Source organism: Halomonas gemina (genome assembly GCF_023554995.1).
In the GTDB taxonomy this organism is placed as follows: Bacteria; Pseudomonadota; Gammaproteobacteria; order Pseudomonadales; family Halomonadaceae; genus Halomonas; species Halomonas gemina.
Genome location: NZ_JAMJPK010000002.1, coordinates 416,180 through 434,531, shown reverse-complemented (window position 1 = coordinate 434,531; position 18,352 = coordinate 416,180). Strand labels below are relative to the sequence as shown.

General features: G+C 65.3%; 16 protein-coding genes. 7 read left to right on the top strand and 9 right to left on the bottom strand.

Annotated features, from left to right (window positions below):
• The 4 genes from M8009_RS06090 (at window position 1) to M8009_RS06075 (ending at window position 4,204) form a co-directional block, all read left to right on the top strand.
• The gene (locus M8009_RS06090) at window positions 1–834 is read left to right on the top strand and encodes an ABC transporter permease (RefSeq protein ID WP_250060058.1); all 834 of its coding nucleotides are present in this window, start codon (window positions 1–3) and stop codon (window positions 832–834) included.
• Window positions 835–911: 77 nt separating this feature from the next.
• A complete protein-coding gene (locus tag M8009_RS06085) occupies window positions 912–1,784 on the top strand; it encodes a glycine betaine ABC transporter substrate-binding protein (protein WP_250059916.1) in 873 nt (290 codons plus the stop codon).
• Window positions 1,785–2,058: 274 nt separating this feature from the next.
• Window positions 2,059–2,487: a universal stress protein gene (locus M8009_RS06080; RefSeq protein ID WP_250059914.1), complete on the top strand. Its 429-nt coding sequence runs from the start codon at window positions 2,059–2,061 to the stop codon at window positions 2,485–2,487.
• Window positions 2,488–2,530: 43 nt separating this feature from the next.
• Window positions 2,531–4,204, top strand: a complete 1,674-nt coding sequence (locus M8009_RS06075) for a BCCT family transporter (RefSeq protein ID WP_250059912.1) — start codon at window positions 2,531–2,533, stop codon at window positions 4,202–4,204.
• Between the two features lie 114 nt (window positions 4,205–4,318).
• Here M8009_RS06075 and M8009_RS06070 read toward each other — a convergent pair whose 3' ends face one another.
• From M8009_RS06070 to dctP, 5 genes are all read right to left on the bottom strand, one after another.
• The gene (locus M8009_RS06070) at window positions 4,319–5,044 is read right to left on the bottom strand and encodes a 3'-5' exonuclease (RefSeq protein WP_250059911.1); all 726 of its coding nucleotides are present in this window, start codon (window positions 5,042–5,044) and stop codon (window positions 4,319–4,321) included.
• A 7-nt stretch (window positions 5,045–5,051) separates the two neighbouring features.
• Entirely contained in the window at window positions 5,052–6,962 is a 1,911-nt protein-coding gene (locus M8009_RS06065) for a DUF294 nucleotidyltransferase-like domain-containing protein (RefSeq protein ID WP_250059909.1), read from the bottom strand.
• A 189-nt stretch (window positions 6,963–7,151) separates the two neighbouring features.
• A complete protein-coding gene (locus M8009_RS06060; RefSeq protein WP_250059907.1) occupies window positions 7,152–7,565 on the bottom strand; it encodes a DUF4168 domain-containing protein in 414 nt (137 codons plus the stop codon).
• 147 nt (window positions 7,566–7,712) lie between these two features.
• The gene (locus M8009_RS06055) at window positions 7,713–9,911 is read right to left on the bottom strand and encodes a TRAP transporter large permease subunit (RefSeq protein WP_250059905.1); all 2,199 of its coding nucleotides are present in this window, start codon (window positions 9,909–9,911) and stop codon (window positions 7,713–7,715) included.
• A gap of 145 nt (window positions 9,912–10,056) precedes the next feature.
• Window positions 10,057–11,226, bottom strand: coding sequence for a TRAP transporter substrate-binding protein DctP (gene dctP / locus M8009_RS06050; protein ID WP_250059903.1), 1,170 nt, complete (start codon window positions 11,224–11,226; stop codon window positions 10,057–10,059).
• Between the two features lie 420 nt (window positions 11,227–11,646).
• On the opposite strand from dctP, the gene M8009_RS06045 reads away from it, so the two are divergent.
• Window positions 11,647–12,561 (top strand): DMT family transporter, encoded by a 915-nt coding sequence (locus M8009_RS06045; RefSeq protein WP_250059902.1) that lies wholly within the window; start codon window positions 11,647–11,649, stop codon window positions 12,559–12,561.
• On the opposite strand, the gene mtgA is transcribed toward M8009_RS06045, so the two are convergent.
• The 3 genes from mtgA to M8009_RS06030 all read right to left on the bottom strand — a co-directional run bounded on the left by mtgA (window position 12,543) and on the right by M8009_RS06030 (window position 15,344).
• Window positions 12,543–13,244: a monofunctional biosynthetic peptidoglycan transglycosylase gene (mtgA, locus tag M8009_RS06040; protein ID WP_250059901.1), complete on the bottom strand. Its 702-nt coding sequence runs from the start codon at window positions 13,242–13,244 to the stop codon at window positions 12,543–12,545. The genes M8009_RS06045 and mtgA overlap by 19 nt on opposite strands.
• 116 nt (window positions 13,245–13,360) lie before the next feature.
• Window positions 13,361–14,215 carry an S-formylglutathione hydrolase gene (fghA, locus tag M8009_RS06035; RefSeq protein ID WP_250059899.1) on the bottom strand — a complete coding sequence of 285 codons (855 nt, stop codon included), beginning with the start codon at window positions 14,213–14,215 and terminating at the stop codon, window positions 13,361–13,363.
• Window positions 14,216–14,234: 19 nt separating this feature from the next.
• A complete protein-coding gene (locus tag M8009_RS06030; RefSeq protein ID WP_250059897.1) occupies window positions 14,235–15,344 on the bottom strand; it encodes an S-(hydroxymethyl)glutathione dehydrogenase/class III alcohol dehydrogenase in 1,110 nt (369 codons plus the stop codon).
• Window positions 15,345–15,471: 127 nt separating this feature from the next.
• Between M8009_RS06030 and M8009_RS06025 the strand changes: the two genes are divergently transcribed.
• On the top strand, window positions 15,472–16,362 hold the full coding sequence (locus M8009_RS06025; protein WP_250059896.1) for a LysR family transcriptional regulator: 891 nt from the start codon (window positions 15,472–15,474) through the stop codon (window positions 16,360–16,362).
• Window positions 16,363–16,554: 192 nt separating this feature from the next.
• The gene (gene gfa, locus M8009_RS06020; RefSeq protein ID WP_250059894.1) at window positions 16,555–17,268 is read left to right on the top strand and encodes an S-(hydroxymethyl)glutathione synthase; all 714 of its coding nucleotides are present in this window, start codon (window positions 16,555–16,557) and stop codon (window positions 17,266–17,268) included.
• Window positions 17,269–17,370: 102 nt separating this feature from the next.
• On the opposite strand, the gene M8009_RS06015 is transcribed toward gfa, so the two are convergent.
• Complete coding sequence (locus M8009_RS06015; RefSeq protein WP_250059892.1) at window positions 17,371–18,351, bottom strand: branched-chain amino acid ABC transporter permease; 981 nt, start codon at window positions 18,349–18,351, stop codon at window positions 17,371–17,373.
• Window position 18,352 lies beyond the last annotated feature (1 nt).

Sequence of the window (18,352 nt, the reverse complement as noted above, 5' to 3'; positions counted from 1 at the left end):
ATCGAGATTCCGAGCATCCCGCTAGGGGATTGGATCGAGGGCGGCCTCAACTGGCTGACCAGTGAATACTCCGTCGTCACCCGCGCCATCTCCCGGGTGACCCAGACCGGCATCGACGTGCTCAATGATGCCCTGATGTGGCTGCCCGAGTGGGGCCTGCTGGCGATCATCGTTGCGCTGTGCTGGTGGGTGGCGAACCTGCGCCTGGGTATCGGCGGCGCCCTCGGCCTGGCGCTGATCTGGAATCTGGGGCTCTGGGAGCCGATGATCGAGACCCTCACCCTGGTGGTGATCGCTACCTTCGTGGCGGTGGTGATCGCCCTCCCGGTGGGCATCGCCGCGGCGCTCTCGGAGCGGCTCTACAAGACGATCATGCCAATCCTGGACTTCATGCAGACCATGCCGGCCTTCGTCTACCTGATCCCGGCGATACCGTTCTTCGGCATCGGCTCGGTGTCGGCGATCTTCGCCACGGTGATCTTCTCCATGCCGCCAGCGATCCGCTTCACCACCCTGGGCATCCGCCAGGTGCCGGTGGATCTGATCGAGGCCGCCGACGCTTACGGCGCCACCCGCAGCCAGAAGCTGTTCAAGGTGCAGCTGCCGCTGTCGCTGCCCACGGTGATGGCCGGCATCAACCAGACCATCATGCTGGCGCTCTCCATGGTGGTGATCGCCGCCATGATCGGTGCCGATGGCCTGGGCAGCGAGGTGTGGCGCGCCATCCAGCGCCTCCGCCCGGGCGACGGCTTCGAGGCCGGTATCGCCGTGGTGATCCTCGCCATGCTGCTCGACCGCGTGACCCAGTCGCTGCGCAAGGGCCGCAAGTCGTAAGCGTTGAGGCGGCCCCTTGAATCCACCCGGGGGCACCTCCAAGGTACGTAGGTGAACATCAAGAGAAGGGGAACACGATGAAGAAGCACCCGCTGAACCGTCGCATCCGTCTCGCCGGCCTGGCCATGGCCGCCGGCGCCGCGCTCGCCACCGGTGCCGCCCAGGCCCAGGACAAGGGCAGCGTGCATCTGGCCTACGTGGAGTGGTCCTCCGAGGTCGCCTCCACCAACGTGGTGCGCGCCGTGCTCGAGCAGGCCGGCTATGAGGTAGAGATGACCTCCCTCTCCGCCGCCGCCATGTGGCAGGCCGTGGCCAGCGGCGACGCCGATGCCATCGTTGCCGCCTGGCTGCCGACCACCCACGCCGACTACATGGAGCGCGTGGGTGACGAGGTCGTCGACCTGGGCCCCAACCTGGACGGCACCAAGCTCGGCCTGGTGGTCCCGGCCTACAGCGACGTCGACTCCATCGCCGAGCTCAATGATCACGCCGATTCGTTCAATGGCGAGATCATCGGCATCGATCCGGGCGCAGGACTGATGGGCCTCACCGAGGACGTGGTCGACACCTACGACCTGGATCTCGCCCTGCGTAGCGGTAGCGGCGCGACCATGACCGCGGCCCTGGACAGTGCCATCAAGAACGAGGAAGACGTCGTGGTCACCGGCTGGACGCCGCACTGGAAGTTCGCCCGCTGGGACCTCAAGTACCTCGAGGACCCGAAGAACGTCTACGGCGGTGCCGAGCAGATCCACACCATCGTCCGCCAGGGGCTCGAGGAGGAGATGCCGGAGGCCTACGCCATCCTGGACGCCTTCGAGTGGACCCCCGAGCAGATGGGCGAGGTCATGCTGATGAACCAGGAAGACGACGCCGACCCCTACGAGAACGCCAAGCAGTGGGTCGAGGAGAACCAGGACGTGGTGCAGGAGTGGCTGCCCGAATCGTGAGGGCTAGCCGAGCCTCGCCCGAGGGGTGAGGCTGACCGCATCGAGCGCAAGGGGAGGCACCGAGAGGTGCCTCCCCTTGTCGTTGGCAACGTGCGCCCCGCTTGCCCCCTGTCGCTCAACGCAGACAAGCCCACTGCAATCCATGGCGAGGATGGGTACCATGACCGCTCGGAATGCGCAGCGCCGCCGTTGAATCGTCGCCTGGCAAGGTGGCGGGGAACGGCCACACTGACCAGACTCGCAGGACCTTCGTGGCTAACAAGGAGATACAGGCATGTTCAAGAAGATCATGGTGCCGGTCGACCTGGCACATCTCGAACTGATCGAGCCGTCGCTGCAGGCGGTGGCGGACCTCGCTCGCCACTATGATGCCGAGGTCTGCTACGTGGGGGTGACCGCCAATACGCCCGGCAGCGTGGCGCGTACGCCCCAGGAGTTCACGCAGAAGCTCGAGGCCTTCGCCCAGGAGCGGCATCAGGTCCACGGCCAGCCGGTCACCACTCATACCATCGTCAGTCCCGACCCGATCGCCGACCTCGATAATGACCTGATCGAGGCCATCGACGAGGTGGGCGCCGACCTGGTCGTCATGCCGACCCATCCGCCCAAGCACCTGGACGTCATCATGCCATCCCACGGTGGCAAGGTCGCCACCCATACCAAGGCCTCGGTGTTCCTGGTACGCCCCGGCGCCGGAGAATAAGCCGGATCAGCAAACACATCACCAACCGCAAGGGAGATGTCTCGTGGCTCAAGATCCCCAAGACGAGAAACCCCAGGAGCCGAATACCGGCTCCGAGGGCATACCTGCCCCTGAGGGGGCGGCGAACCTCATCGATACCGACTATGTGATCGGCCAGGACAACATCACCGCCTCGCCGCTGGGCGTGAATGTGGACCTGCACGGTAAGGTCTTCCTGTTCTCCTCGATCGTGATCCTGCTGTTCGTGATCCTGACACTGGCCCTGCAGGATCAGATGGAGCCGATCTTCAACAGCATGTTCAGCTTCCTGACCACCAACCTGGGCTGGGTCTTCATTCTCGGTGCCAACGTCTTCGTGATCCTGGCGATAGTGCTGATCTTCACCCCGATGGGCAAGGTACGCATCGGGGGGGCCGGCGCCACGCCGGACTTCGGCTACGCCGGCTGGTTCTCGATGCTGTTCGCCGCCGGCATGGGCATCGGGCTGATGTTCTACGGCGTCTCGGAGCCGCTGACCCACTATGGCACCGCCATGGGCGGTATCAGCATGGGCGAGGATGGCGTGCGCACCGACTGGGCGCCGTTAGGTGCCGCAGAGGGTGACCAGGCCGGTGCCATCAGCTTAAGCATGGCGGCCACCATCTTCCACTGGGGCTTTCACCCCTGGGGCGCCTACGCCATCGTCGGCCTGTCGCTGGCGATCTTCGCCTTCAACAAGGGCCTGCCGCTGACCATGCGCTCGATCTTCTACCCCATCCTGGGTGAGCGCATCTGGGGCTGGCCGGGCCATGTGATCGACATCCTGGCGGTGTTCGCCACCCTGTTCGGCCTGACCACCTCGCTGGGCATCGGCGCCACCCAGGCGGCCGGGGGCCTCAACTACCTGTTCGGCATCCCCGCCGGCGACGCCACCCTGGTGCTGCTGATCCTGGGCATCACCCTCGTGGCCCTGGGCTCGATCCTGCTCGGCGTCGACAAGGGCGTGCAGCGCCTCTCACAGATCAACATGGTGCTCGCCCTGCTGCTGTTGCTGTTCGTGATCTTAGTCGGCCCGACGCTGATGATCGCCACCGGCGTGGTCGAGAATCTGATCGGCTATGTGACCCATCTGCCGGCGTTCTCCATGCCGTTCGGGCGCGAGGACGCCAACTTCAGTCAGGGCTGGACGGCCTTCTACTGGGCCTGGTGGATCGCCTGGTCGCCCTTCGTCGGCATGTTCATCGCCCGGGTCAGCCGCGGCCGCACCGTGCGTGAGTTCCTGATCTCCGTGCTGGTGGTGCCGACCCTGGCCTCGGTGGTGTGGATGACCGCCTTTGGTACCACCGCCATCGACCAGGTGGTCAATGCCGGCGTCACGGCGGTGCAGGATGCCGAACTGGAACTGCAGCTCTTCACCATGCTGGAGCAGCTTCCGCTGACGGCCATCACCTCCTTCGTGGGTATCACACTGGTGATCGTGTTCTTCATCACCTCGTCGGACTCCGGCTCGCTGGTGATCGACTCCATCACCGCCGGCGGCAAGGTGGACGCCCCCAAGCCCCAGCGTATCTTCTGGGCGCTGATCGAGGGGGCCCTGGCCATCGCCCTGCTGCTCGGCGGCGGCCTCGCCGCCCTGCAGACGGCAGCGCTGACCACCGGCCTGCCCTTCACGCTGGTGCTGCTGGTCGGCTGTTATGGCATCGTCAAGGGCCTGATGAGCGAGCCGAAGGCCAAGTAACCCGTCATCAAGCGGCCGCGACATGGCCGGCAAGACCCCGCGAGGCGGCCCTAGGGCCGCCTCGCTGCGTTCGGGGAGAAGAGAAGTGCAAACAGACGAACGCCTTGGCGCCGATCAGCTCCAGAGCTCGGCCACCGGGGTCATCGGGCTGTAGTGGCGGGCCACCTGGGCCTGCAGCAGCTCGGCGGTAGCCAGGGCATCGATCAGCGCATGGTGGCCCGAATAGGGGGGCAGGCCGTAGCGCGCACGGCTGTCGTAGAGGCGGATGGAGGCCGGCGGCCGGCCGATCCAGCGCTTGAAGCGGGCCAGCAACGATTGGCGGTGGATGCGCGCCTCCAGCGACATGGTATCGATGACCGGGAACATCGCGCCCTCCCCCAGCCGCGCCTTCACCGCGGCGTCCAGGAAGGGGCGCTCGATATGGCGAAAATGCACCACCACCAGGCGTCCCGCCAGGGCCTCGAGCAGCTCGTCCAGAATCTCTTCGAGGTCCGGGGCCCGGGCGATGTCGGCATGGGTGATGTGATGAAAGGTCACCGACTCCTCGCTGAGCGGCCGCGAGGGCCGCACCACCCAGTAGCGGCGCCGTGACAGGGCGATACGCCCCAGGGTGAAGGGCACCACGCCGAGGCTGACGATGGCATGGCGCCGCTCGTCCAGGCCGGTGGTCTCCATGTCCAGGGCCGCCATGGGCGCCTCGCCGATGGGGGTCTCGGGGGCCGGGCAGCCGGCGGCGAAGAAGCGGGCCAGCCGCGGGTCCCTGGCCACCCCGGCGCGGCTGGCCAGGTACTCCGGCCAGCCCGGGGTCGGCGCGGACGTTCGCGGGCGCAGGCGCACCATGACCACCTCAGCGGGACCGGGCGCGCGACGGCATGGGATAGCGGAACTTGAGGAACTTCTGGGCGTTGCTCAGCACCTGGAAGGCATCCTTGAGGTTGTGGCGCTCGGTATCGGAGATATTCTCCGGCTCGATATTGTTGTCCGGCGCCCGCTCATGCTCGATATCGATCACGTGGTGGCGGATCCGCGACATCGAGAGAAACTCGAGGGCATAGCGCAGCTTCTGGCTGACCCCCGGCGCCAGCAGCTGTGTGCGGTCGATATCATCGAGCCGCGCGAAGCTGTTCTGGGCCCGTGACCCGCAGGCCAGGGCATGCACCCGGATCAGGTCCGTCATCGGCGCGGTGCCGCGGCGCTTGAGGTTGATGGAGTTGTTGTGCTTGCCGTCCTTCTCCATCACAAAGGTGCGGAAGAAGCCCAGCGGCGGGGTGCGGTTGAGAGCATTGCGGCCCATGGCCGCCAGGAACAGCGGGCTCTTGGGCGCCCGGCTGGCCACCAGGTCCTGGAGCTGCTCGACAAAGGCATTCTCGCCGTACACGGTGTCCAGGTCGAAGAAGATCGAGCTGTGCAGCAGACGCTCCGGGGAGGGGTGATCGATCCAGTCGCGAAAGTACTGCTTCCACACCGACAGCGGCTGGCGCCAGCGGGCGTTGGTGGCCATGATGTCGCCGTTGCAGTAGGGGTAGCCGCAGGCATCCAGGCCGTCGCTGACCCGCTGGGCCAGCGCCAGGAAGTAGGCATCGTGGCGCGCGGGGTCGAAGTCGTCATCAAGCACCAGGGCATTGTCCTGGTCGGTGACGATGGACTGCTCGTTGCGCGCCATGGAGCCCAGGGCCATGAAGCAGTAGCCCACCGGCGGAGGGCCCAGCTCCTCCTCGGCCAGTTCCAGCAGCCGGCGCGTGAAGCTGCGCCCGATGGTGGAGAGTGCGCTGCCCACCATTCGCGAGTCGGCGCCCTCCTCGACCAGGCGCACGAAGGCGGCACGCACGTCAGGCGACAGCCGCGCCAGGCCCTCGACGCTGGACTGGTGGAAGATATTGCTCACCAGGTAGAGGCTGCTGCCGGTCTCGTAGCGAATGATGTCGGAGAGGTGCACGATGCCCACGGGGTGGCGACGGTGCATCACCGGCAGGTGATGGATATTGTTGCGCAGCATGCACAGCATCGCCTCTTGCACCGACTCGTCGGACTGGATGGCAATCAGGCGGGGACCGATCACCTCCCCCACCGGTGTCTCGGGGGAGCGCCCCTCGGCCACCACATGCTTGCGGAAGTCGCTGTCGGTGAGGATGCCCTGCACCTGCCAATGACGATCCTGGCTGTCGCGGAAGGTGTAGCGGGGGGTATCGCCGGGGGCGTCGAGCACCAGCACCGCCGAGGCGCCGGAGGCGGTGATCTGGCGAGCGGCCTCCTGCACCGTGGTGGACGCCTCGACCATCACCGGGTAGCGAGTCAGCAGCTTGCGCACCCGAGTGATCATCATGTCGCTGTTCTTCTTGTCGTCCTTGACTGTCGACTCCAGCCGCGGGCGTTCGAGCTCGACGAAGTCGGCGAAGTTGTCGTCGGCCTCGCAGAGTCGCTGGAAGGCGGGCTCGGGGATGAAGTAGATCAGGCTGTCTTCCATGGCCCGGGCCGGGAAGCGAGCACGATGATTCCGTATCAGGCTGAAGTGGCCGAAGATGTCGCCCTCGCCCAGGCGGTTGTAGAGCTCGCCGCCGCGGCGATAGACCTCCACGGCGCCGCTGCGGATGTAGCAGAGCTCATGGACCTCCTGGTCGAGTACCAGGATATCGCTGCCGGCCTTGAAGTAGGCCACCTCCACGCTGCCGGCCACCTCGTCGAGCAGCTCGTCGGATAACCCGTCGAAGGGGGGGAAGCGCCCCAGGTGCTGGCGGATCTCAAGCAGTTCCACGTCCATGCCCTTGCCCCCGCGTGCTGTGGATGTGCCCAGTCTGGAATGGCCCATCCGCCCTGTAAAGCGGGGCCTAGCCGGAGGAGCCATCCTACGGGGAATGAGAATCGGCCATCCCCTGGACATCAAAAAGGCCACCCCCATCGGAGTGGCCTCGCGGTGGCCGAAGGAACGGCCTTCGACGGAGGTGGCGTCTTACGAGTTCTGATCGTCGTTGGAGGCGTTAGCCTTTGCCTTGGCCATCTCCTGCACGCGCTGCATCATCTCAGGATCCTGCTGGATAGCCTGACCGATGGCGTTGAAGGTATCCACGTCGAGACCGCTGTCCTCGACCACCTCGACCATCTTGTCGTTGGCTTCCATGCGCACTTCCTGCTGGGCTTGCTCATCCTCTGCCGCCTGCAGCTCCTCGGTGTACTCCTGGGAGATCACGGCGATCTCCTGGGAGGCGTCGGCAAACTGCTGCAGCTGCTGGTCGGAGAAGTCCTGGGCCGGCGCGGTGGCCTGCGGCTGTTCTGCGTTGGCCGCAGAATCCTGCTGGGCCTGAGCAGTGGCGGCCAGGCCGAGAGAGAGAAGTGCGGCCGAGAACAGAGCAGTCATCCGTTGCATGAATACCTCCAGGGTGTTGCGTTATGAATGTGCCCCTCTGTGACGCCCGGGGTCACGGCGAGTTCACAGAGTGTTGTAACGGGTTGTAAGAAAAGGCGCTCCTCGCTGGGAGCGCCTTAGATACCTCAACGGTTAAAGCGCCTGGCGTCAACCATAGGCCAGGTTGGGTAGCCAGGTGACCAGCACCGGGAAGAGGATCACCAGCAGCAGCCCCAGCGCCTGGATGCCCAGGAAGGGGAAGGAGGAGCGGAAGATCTGCGCCATGGTGATATGCGGCGGGCAGACCCCCTTGATGTAGAAGAGCGCATAGCCGAACGGCGGGCTGAGGAAGGACATCTGCATGTTGACCAGGTAGATGACGCCGAACCACAACGAGACGTCGGAGGGGTCAACGCCGGGAAGCCCGAACACGCCGTCGAAGGAGAGCCCCTGGATCAGCGGCACGAAGATCGGCACCGCCAGCAGCAGGATCCCGACCCAGTCGAGGAACATGCCCAGCGCCACCAGCAGCACCATCATCAGCAGCAGTACCGCGTAGGGGCCGAGGCCCGCGCCGGAGATCAACTCCTGCACGAAGGTCTGGCCACCCTGCAGGATATAGAAGCCGACGAAGATGCTGGCACCGAAGATGATCCACATCACCATCGCCGAAGCGACCAGCGTGCTCATGCAGGCGGCATGCAGGTTGGGCCAGGTCAGGCGCTTGTGCATGGCGGCCACCACCAGGGCACCGAAGGTGCCGATACCGGCGGCTTCCACCGGGGTGGCGATACCGGTGAAGATGATGCCCAGCACCAGAATGACCAGGATGATCGGCGCCAGCATTTTACGCAGCAGGCGAAGCTTCTCCTTCATGTCGACCCGATCCTCGACCGGCATCGGCGGCGCCAGCTTGATGTTCAGGGTGCCGCGCATCCAGCAGTAGAACCCATACATGAAGGCCAGCAGCAGACCGGGGATCAGCGAGCCGAGGTAGAGCTCACCCACCGACTGCTGGGCGATGACGCCGTAGATGATCGCCAGTATCGACGGCGGGATCAGGATGCCCAGGGTCCCACCGGCCATGATCGAGCCGATGGCGATCTCCGGGTCATAGTGACGCTTGAGCATCGCCGGCAGGGCGATCAGGCCCATGGTCACCACCGCGGCCCCGATCACGCCGACCATGGCAGCCAGCAGGGTTGAGGCGATGATGGTGGCGATCGCCAGACCGGCCTTGAGCCCGCCCATCCACTTGTAGACGACGTCGAACAGCTCCTCGATGATCCCCGCCTTCTCCAGCACCGAGGCCATGAAGATGAACAGCGGGATGGCCGAGAGCTGGTAATTGGTCATCATCGGGAAGATGCGCGACGGCATCAGGTTGAGCATGTTCTGATCGCCGACCAGATAAAGGAAGGTCACCCCCAGACCACCGGTGACGAAGGCCAGCGGCAGGCCTGCCACCAGCACGACCATCAGCGAACCGAACATCACCACCGTCAGGGCACCGATGCCCACGGAACCAAGGCTGTTCTCGAGACTCCCCGCCAGGCTTTCGTAGTCTGTCACGCCGATGTTGACCATCTCGAAGACCACCCAAGCCGCCAGCAGTCCGGCCACGACCAGCAGCACACGGGCGAAGGTACGGCTGCCGTCATGAAAGCGCCAGTGATAGCGATAGGCCTGGAGATCGCGCAACAGCTGTCCTATCCCCTGCAGCAGCAGCAGCAAGGCACCGAAGAAGAGCATGAACTTCACCGGGTAGAACTGAATCGACCACTCGGTGAAGGAGGTCTCGTTGGCGTAGCTGGAACCGAAGAAGAACTCATCGCTGACCGACTGGGAGAAGAACTTCCAACCGGTCACCAGCAGCGCGATGGTGAAGATGAAGAAGAAGATCGAGGTGACGACATCCAGCGCCGCCCTGTTAAGTGGCTTGGCGCGCTGGTAGAGGATATCGACACGTACGTGCCCGCCTTCGCGCAGCGCGTAGGCCCCGGCGATCAGGTACTGCATGCCGAACATCAGGGTCATCGACTCATGGGCCCAGTTGGTCGGCGAGTTGAAAGCGTAGCGAACCAGCACTTCGTAAGTGAAGATGAAGGGGGCGATCAACGCCCAGTAGGCCACGTAGCGCCCGGAAAACCCCGACAGGCGGTCGACGATAGCGGTAAACAGATTACCGGGGGGCTGATAGGCCACCTCGACTTCCTGGCCAGCCGGCACCTCGGCGGTGTCGCCGCCGCTGATGGTGCCGCCACGCCGGAAGCTGCGATCGACAAAGAACATTACCACCAGTGGCAATAGCAGCAGCACCGACCAGTAGAGCCAGTGCGGAAGAACGAATTCGATATCAAGATTCATGGACACTCCTCCGCGACGCCATCACCTCCCGGCGATGGCTACGGATCATCGAGTCGACGGGATGCGGGATCAGTAGTGGTTTCCTTACCCAAACCGGGTGTTGCGGCCCTCGGCACACAACACCCGGTCCGGTCATACAGAAGGGTCAGACGTTGAGTTCGTAGCCCTTGATGTCCTCTTCAGTGACCAGCGCCACCGCCGGATCCATCATGGTATCGAGGTGCGCCTTGAAGAGCCGCGCGGCATCCGGGTCCTTGTTGGCCCACTTGAACCACAGCGGGATGGCGGCTTCGCGGAAGCGATTGCCATCCTCCTCGCTGAGGTGGATGATCTCCACGCCCTTCTCGCGATACTTCGGCCAGGCTTCGGCGTTGGCCTTCTGGATCGCTGCGTAGTGCTCGCGGGAATAGGCGGCCACCAGGTCATGCATCAGGTCCTGGGTCTGCGGCGACATGCGCTCGAAGGTGCGACGATTCACGGAGATATCCATGAGGTCGACGGCCTGGTGCAGGCAGGGTGTGGAGGGCGGGCCCATGATGATGTAGTCAGCCACCTGCCAGAAGCCCAGCTCGAAGTTCACCGCGGCGCCGACATAGTCAGCCGCATCGATGGTGCCCTTCTCCAGGGCCGGATAGACCTCGGAGCCCGGCAGCAGGGTCGTCTGAGCGCCGATGGACGCAAAGGTCTCGGCGACAATCCCGCCGGGCATGCGTAGCTTGATCCCCTTGAAGTCATCGAAACTACGCAGCGGCTTCTTGGAGTGAATCAGGTTCATATCGTGATGAACGTAGCCCAGCAGTTCCTGACCCTGCTTGCGGTAGAGGTCCTTGGCGATGCCGAAGCCACCGTAGGCACCGAACATCATGTCCCACTGGTGGGGAACGGAGAGCCCCATCGGGTAGGCGGTCAGGAAGACGCCGGCCGGCATCTTGCCGGGCCAGTAGACGGTGAACCAGTTCTGGCCGTCGATAACACCATTACGCACCGCATCGGCGACTTCGAAAGCGCCGGCCACGGCACCGGCGGGGAAAGGCTCGATCATCACTTCGCCGCCCGTCGCCTCGGCGACGCCGGCCGCCCACTCCTCGAAAATCTTGTAACCCGTGGTACCGGGCTGCCAGGAGGACTGCATGCGAATGCGGATGCCCTCCTGCGCCTGGACGTTGCCGATCCAGGGGGCCGCCACGGCCGCCGCCGACCCGACGGCCGCGGCCTTCAGGAAGTTACGCCGGCTCGGGGTCTGGAACTCCTTGAGGACTTTCGTGTTGTCGTTGTCGACGGAAGAGATGCTTGACGGCTGCTTGTCGTCTTGCATGGCATGGACTCCTGGTTGGATAGCGCGCCTGCGGAATCCGCGGGCGTCGACGATAACTTGTTGTTGTCATCCATGGCCCATCACGCACGCCCGTGGCTCTTGAGGATACACCGGACGGCTTGCACCGCTTTCCCTGCGGGGCCTGAGGGAAGTCTCGATAATCTGGAAAAGACTTCCATGGCGAAAGCTAGCGAAAACCCCACCCCCGGCCAATAGCGACTTTCAACGCAAGCGGCCTTTGGTCATTGGTCAGACCAAGCGCTCACGGATGGCAACATCCTGTATCCTCTGGCAAAATCCTGGTCTGACCAATTTTCCGCCACGATGGCGCCTACGACCAAAGCACGAGCCGCGAGAGTGGCATCCCGCGCCTTTGGCCGCGATGATGCCCGCACCCCCTGACCCTGGAAGTTGTTTGCCATGACATCGGAACGTCACCGCCAGGCGTGGCTGGCCGCCATGCCCGTGCTCTTCGTGGCACTTTGGAGCACCGGCTTCATCGGCGCCAAGTTCGGCCTCCCCCATGCCGAACCCTTCACCTTCCTGTTCGTGCGCTTCGTGCTGACCCTGGCCCTGCTGGTCCCGCTGGTCATGCTGCTGCGGGGCGGCTGGCCACAGGGCCCACGGCTGTGGGGACACATCGCGGTCTCCGGCCTGCTGGTTCACGGCGCCTACCTTGGTGGAGTCTTCTACGGCATCTATCAGGGCATGCCGGCGGGCCTCGCCGCCCTGCTGGTGGGGCTGCAGCCTCTGCTCACCGCCGGGCTCGCCGGCCCCCTGCTGGGCGAGCGATTGGGGCGCCTGCAGTGGCTGGGACTGGTGATGGGGCTCGTCGGCATCGGCATGGTGCTGGGCGGCAAGCTCGACCCGGGCGAGATGCAGTTCCGGGGGTTCGGCATCAAAGCGCTGGCCAGCGTGATGGTGGCGCTGGTCGGCATCTCGTTGGGTACCCTCTACCAGAAGCGCTTCTGCACCGGCATGCCGCTGCTCTCCGGCACCGTGGTGCAGTATCTCGGTGCCGGGACGCTGCTGGGACTGGGCGCGCTGCTGTTCGAGACCCGGGAGATCGACTGGGCGCCCACCTTCCTGCTGACCCTGGCCTGGCTGGTGCTGGTGCTCTCCATCTCCGCCATCCTGCTGCTGATGGCGCTGATCAGGCGCGGCGAGGCCTCGCGGGTGGCCAGCCTCTTCTACCTGGTGCCGCCGGTGACGGCGCTGGAGGCGTGGTGGCTGTTCGACGAGCGCCTGCCGCCCCTGTCGCTGGTGGGCATGGCCATCGCCATCGCCGGGGTGGTGCTGGTGGTCAGAAGCGGCCCTCAGAGCCGCTCGAGATAGCCGCTACCGCCGAGGTTGCGCATCTGCTGGCGGATCCAGGCGCTGCGTCGCTCCACCTGGGGGCCGGGGCGCGCCGCATCTCGGCCGCGGGGGTCAGGCAGGATCGCCGCCAGACGGCTGGCCTGGGCCTCGCTGAGCTCCTCGGCGGCAACACCGAAGTAGTGGCGGGAGGCGGCCTCGAGACCGAACACCCCGCTGTCCCACTCGACGATGTTGAGGTAGACCTCGAGGATGCGCTGCTTGGGCCACAGCGCCTCGATCAACAGGGTGAACCAGGCCTCCAGTCCCTTGCGCACCCAGCTGCGCCCGGTCCACAGGAAGAGGTTCTTGGCGGTCTGCTGGCTGATGGTGCTGGCCCCGCGCAGGCGACCCCCGTTGCGGCTGGCCTCCCAGGCGCGGCGCATCTCACCGAAGTCGAAGCCGTGATGCAGCGGGAAGCGCTGGTCCTCGGCGGCGATCACCGCCAGCTTGGCGTGGTCGGAGAGGCGTTGCCAGGGTTGCCACTGGTGGCGGATATCGAGGGACTCCCCGGCGACCCAGGACTGGACCTTGCGCTCCACCATCACCATGGAGCCGAACACCGGTACCACGCGCAGCAGCAGCACCAGCACCAGGGAACACACCACGAAGCCAAGCAGGGTACGCCACAGCACCCGCCAGACCCGCTGCCACCACTCCCTCATTGTGCCTCTCGCTCGGCCATGGGCACCCCTCGCCGCTTCGTGAATAGCTGGCAGTATAACGAGGCCGCCTCCCCGAAGGGAGGCAGCCTGTCACCCTGGCGAGAGCCTGCGCCGGATCAGCGCTTGTTCAGCCGCTCGGCATGGTAGCGCAGGTGATCCTCGATGAAGGTAGCGATAAAGAAGTAGCTGTGGTCATAGCCCGGCTGGCGGCGCAGGGTCAGCGGGTGGTCGTGCTCGGCGCACACCGCCTCGAGCCGCTCGGGGCAGAGCTGCTCCTCGAGGAAGTCGTCGGCCTCGCCCTGGTCGATGAACAGCGGCTGGCTCGAGGCGCCGCGGGCCACCAGTTCGCAGGCGTCGTACTGGGTCCAGAGGCCACGGTCCTCCCCCAGGTAGCCGGAGAAGGCCTTCTGGCCCCAGGGGCACTCGCTGGGATTGACGACTGGCGCGAAGGCCGACACCGAACGGTAGTGCCCGGGACGGCGCAGGGCCATGACCAGGGCGCCGTGCCCACCCATGGAGTGGCCGCTGATCGACTCGCGGCCGTTGACCGGGAAGTGCTGGCGCACCACCGAGGGCAGCTCCTCGGCCACGTAGTCGTACATGCGGTAGTGCTTCTTCCAGGGCTTCCGGGTGGCATTGACGTAGAAGCCGGCCCCGCTGCCGAAGTCGTAGCTGTCGTGTTCGCCCGGCAGGTCGGTGCCCCTGGGGCTGGTGTCCGGACAGACGATGGCCATGCCGAGCTCGGCGGCAACCCGATGGGCGCCGGCCTTCTGCATGAAGTTCTCGTCGGTACAGGTCAGCCCGGAGAGCCACCACAGCAGCGGTACCCGCCCGGCCTCGGCCTGGGGGGGCAGGTAGATGGAGAAGGTCATCTCGCAGTCCAGTGCCCGGGAGCGGTGGCGATAGCGCTTGTGCCAGCCACCGAAACTCTTGTTGGCCGAGACCAGCTCGAGGTGTTCGGTCATGGTCATGAATCAGGCTCCTGATGGCTCAATAGTGGAGGACGGTACGGATGCTCTCGCCCCGATGCAGCAGCTCGAAGGCCTCGTTGATCTTCTCGAAAGGCATGTCATGGGTGATGAAGTCGTCGATGTTGATCTCGCCGTTCATGTAGCGCTCCACGTACCCCGGCAGCTCGGTGCGCCCCTTGACCCCGCCGAAGGCGGAACCCTTCCAGACCCGGCCGGTAACCAGCTGGAACGGCCGCGTGCTGATCTCCTCGCCGGCGCCGGCCACGCCGATGATCACCGACTCGCCCCAGCCCTTGTGGCAGCACTCCAGCGCCGAGCGCATGACGTTGACGTTGCCGATGCATTCGAAGGAGTAGTCGACGCCGCCATCGGTCAGCTCGACGATCACCTGCTGGATGGGGTCGCTGTACTCCTTGGGATTGACGAAGTCGGTGGCGCCGAACTGCTCGGCGAGCTTGAACTTCTCCGGGTTGACGTCGATGGCGATGATCCGCGAGGCCTTGGCCATTACCGCGCCCTGGATCACCGCCAGCCCGATGGCGCCCAGGCCGAAGACGGCGACGGTACTGCCCGGCTCGACCTTGGCGGTGTTCATCACCGCACCGATGCCGGTGGTCACGCCGCAGCCCAGCAGGCAGATCTTGTCCATCGGCGCCGCCTTGGAGACCAAGGCCAGCGAGACCTCGGGCAGCACCGTGTACTCGCTGAAGGTGGAGGTGCCCATGTAGTGGTGCAGCATCTTGCCGTCCAGCGAGAAGCGCGAGGTGCCATCCGGCATCACGCCCTTGCCCTGGGTGGCGCGCACCGCGCTGCACAGGTTGGTCTTGCCCGAGAGGCAGAACTTGCACTGGCCGCACTCGGCGGTATAGAGCGGGATGACGTGGTCCCCGGGCTTGACGCTGGTGACGCCCTCGCCCACCTCCTGGACAACGCCGGCGCCTTCATGGCCCAGCACCGCCGGGAAGTTGCCCTCCGGGTCGGCCCCGGAGAGGGTGAAGGCATCGGTATGGCAGACGCTGGTGGCGGCGATCTTCACCAGCACCTCGCCGGCCCGGGGGCCCTCGACGTCGATCTCGACCAGTTCCAGGGGCTTGCCGGCTTCCATGGCGACGGCGGCGCGTGACTTCATGGCATCGTCCTCGTTCGATGTGTGTTGATCCTGCCGACAGTCTAGGCAATGCGACGCCTTGGGATAAACTGCATCAAACACATGACATTGTTGTCACAGAGCAACAGTCCAGGCAGGAGAGGCCAAGATGCAGCGCTGGGACAGGATCGAAGCCTTCGTGGAAGTAGTGCGCCTGGGGACCTTCGCGGCCGCCGCACGACATCTCAAGGTCTCCAACTCCCATGTCAGCCGCCTGGTCAGCCAGTTGGAGAATCAGCTGGGGACCACCCTGCTCTACCGGACCACCCGCCAGATTCGCCTCACTGATGCCGGGGCCCTCTATTACGAGCACTGCCATCACCTGTTCGACGGCTTCCGCGAGGCCGAGGCGGCGATCAACGACCTGCAGGCCCGGCCGCGGGGCGTGCTCAGGCTGACCTCGGCGACCACCTTCGGTGAGCGCTTCATCGCGCCGCTGATCAACGACTTCCTCTGCCAGCATCCCCAGCTCGAGATCCGCCTGCACTTCACCAATCGTCAGGTGGACATCATCGACGAAGGGTATGACATCGCCATCCGCATGGGCACGCTCAAGGACTCGACGCTGATCGCCCGGCGCATCTGTGAACGCCACGAGTACGTGGTCGGCTCCCCGGGCTATTTCACCCGGATGCCCCAGCCCCATACCCTGTCGGAGCTCTCCCGCCACCGGTGCCTGGTAGGCTCACGCGACCACTGGCGATTCGATGTCGACGGGGTGCGCCGCGAGGTGAGGGTCGAGGGACCCTGGGAGGGCAACTCGGGACCGGCCCTGCTCGATGCGGCCCTCAAGGGCCTGGGGCTGGCCCAGCTTCCCGACTACTACGTGGATCCCCACCTGGCCAGCGGCGAGCTGGTCTCGGTACTCGATGCCTACCAGCACGACGATACCGCGGTCTGGGCCGTCTATCCGCGCCATCGCCACCGTTCCCCCAAGGTGCACCAGTTCATCGACTACCTGATCGCGCATATCGATGAACTGCTGCCCGTGCGGCGCTGAGCCCACCGGCGGTTCCCCGGGACATCCGCGGCGTTGGCAAAAAGCCGCAAAGTGCCATAGCTTCAAAGGATACTGCCCCGTCATTCTTCACTACTGAGGCTTGCTGAGGCGGCGTGACCGACAGGTACCGCCTGACCCACAACGACGCAGGTGATCGCCATGCTGACAAGACTACAAGAGGAGCGGAAGCCCATGAGCCTGATGGACACACTGAAGCGCTGGTTCGGCGGCCAGGGGGCGACACCCTCGACGACGTCCCAGCAGGGCCGTGACCGCCCCGAGCCCCCAGCCGCGGCATCTCCTGCAGCAGCCACCCCTTCCCAGGGAGCCACCACCATGAGCGACATCAGGATCCATCCCGCCGTGGATAGCGGTGTGCGTGCCGGCAGCGACAGCTTCAACGGCGGCACCCTGCATTGCCACTGTTCCGACAATCCCGTCGAGGTGACCGTCAAGGCACAGTGCGCCCACAACCATGTGTGCGGCTGTACCAAGTGCTGGAAGCCCGAGGGTGCGCTGTTCTCGATGGTCGCCGTGGTGCCCCGCGAGAGCCTCAGCGTCACGGCCAATGAGGACAAGCTGGCGGTCGTCGACACCTCGGCCGCCATCCAGCGCCATGCCTGCAAGGAGTGCGGCGTCCACATGTTCGGCCGCATCGAGAATACCGACCACCCCTTCCACGGCCTGGACTTCATCCACACTGAACTCTCCGACGCCACCGGCTGGGCGGCGCCGGAATTCGCCGCCTTCGTCTCCTCGATCATCGAGTCGGGTGCCGACCCGGACAACATGGACAACGTCCGCGGTCGGCTCAAGAAGCTGGGCCTGGAGCCCTACGACTGCCTGTCGCCACCGCTGATGGATGCGATCGCGATCCACACCGCCAAGGCCAAGGGCGTACTCTGACGCCGGCCGTCGCTGGGTGCCATGCACCTACGTCATCACGCACCACCGCCATCGGGCGCCCCAAGGGGCGCCCGATGGCGTTCTGGCTGCTCGGGTCCAGACCTACTTGAAGTTCTTGCGCACCATCTTCTGGATCTCGCCAACGATGCCGCTGCGGAAGCTCAGCACGCAGACCACGAAGATCAGGCCGAGGATCACGCTCACCCAGTTGCCCAGCGGCGACTGGGCCAGCTGGGTCTGCAGGCTAACCACCAGACCGGCACCCACCACGGGGCCGAACAGGGTGCCCACGCCGCCCAGCAGGGTCATCAGGATCACCTCGCCGGACATATGCCAGTGGGCGTCGGTGAGCGAGGCCAGCTGGAAGACCACCGTCTTGGTCGAGCCCGCCAGGCCCGCCAGGCCCGCGGAGAGCACGAAGGCCACCAGCTTGTAGGCATCCACGTTGTAGCCCAGCGAGACGGCCCGCGGCTCGTTCTCGCGAATCGCCTTGAGCACCTGCCCGAAAGGCGAATGCACTGTGCGCTGGATGATGGCGAAGCCGATCACGAAGACCGCCAGCACAAAGTAGTACATGTTGAGGTTGTCGGCGAGGCTGATCAGCCCGAACAGCTCGCCCCGCGGCACGCCGTGCAGGCCGTCCTCGCCGCCGGTGAAAGGCGCCTGGATGAAGAAGAAGAACATCATCTGTGCCAGCGCCAGGGTCACCATGGCGAAGTAGATCCCCTGGCGGCGGATCGACAGCACCCCGAAGAAAGTGCCGAGCACCACGGCGGCGAGGGTACCGATCAGGATCCCGAGCTCCGGGGTCAGCCCCGGGTAGCTGGCCAGCATGATGCCGGTGAAGTAGCCGCCAGTGGCCAGGAAGGCCGCATGGCCGAAGGAGAGCAGGCCGGCATAGCCGAGCAGCAGGTTGAAGGCGCAGGCGAACAGCGCGAAGCACAGCACCTTCATCAGGAACACCGGGTAGATGGCGAGCGGCGCCAGCAGGCCGATCACGATCAGGACCAGGTAGAGGGCGTTGCGACGCCGGCTTGCACGCCGCTGAAGCTTCATGGCGGGTGTCAGAGCGGTGGTGGACATG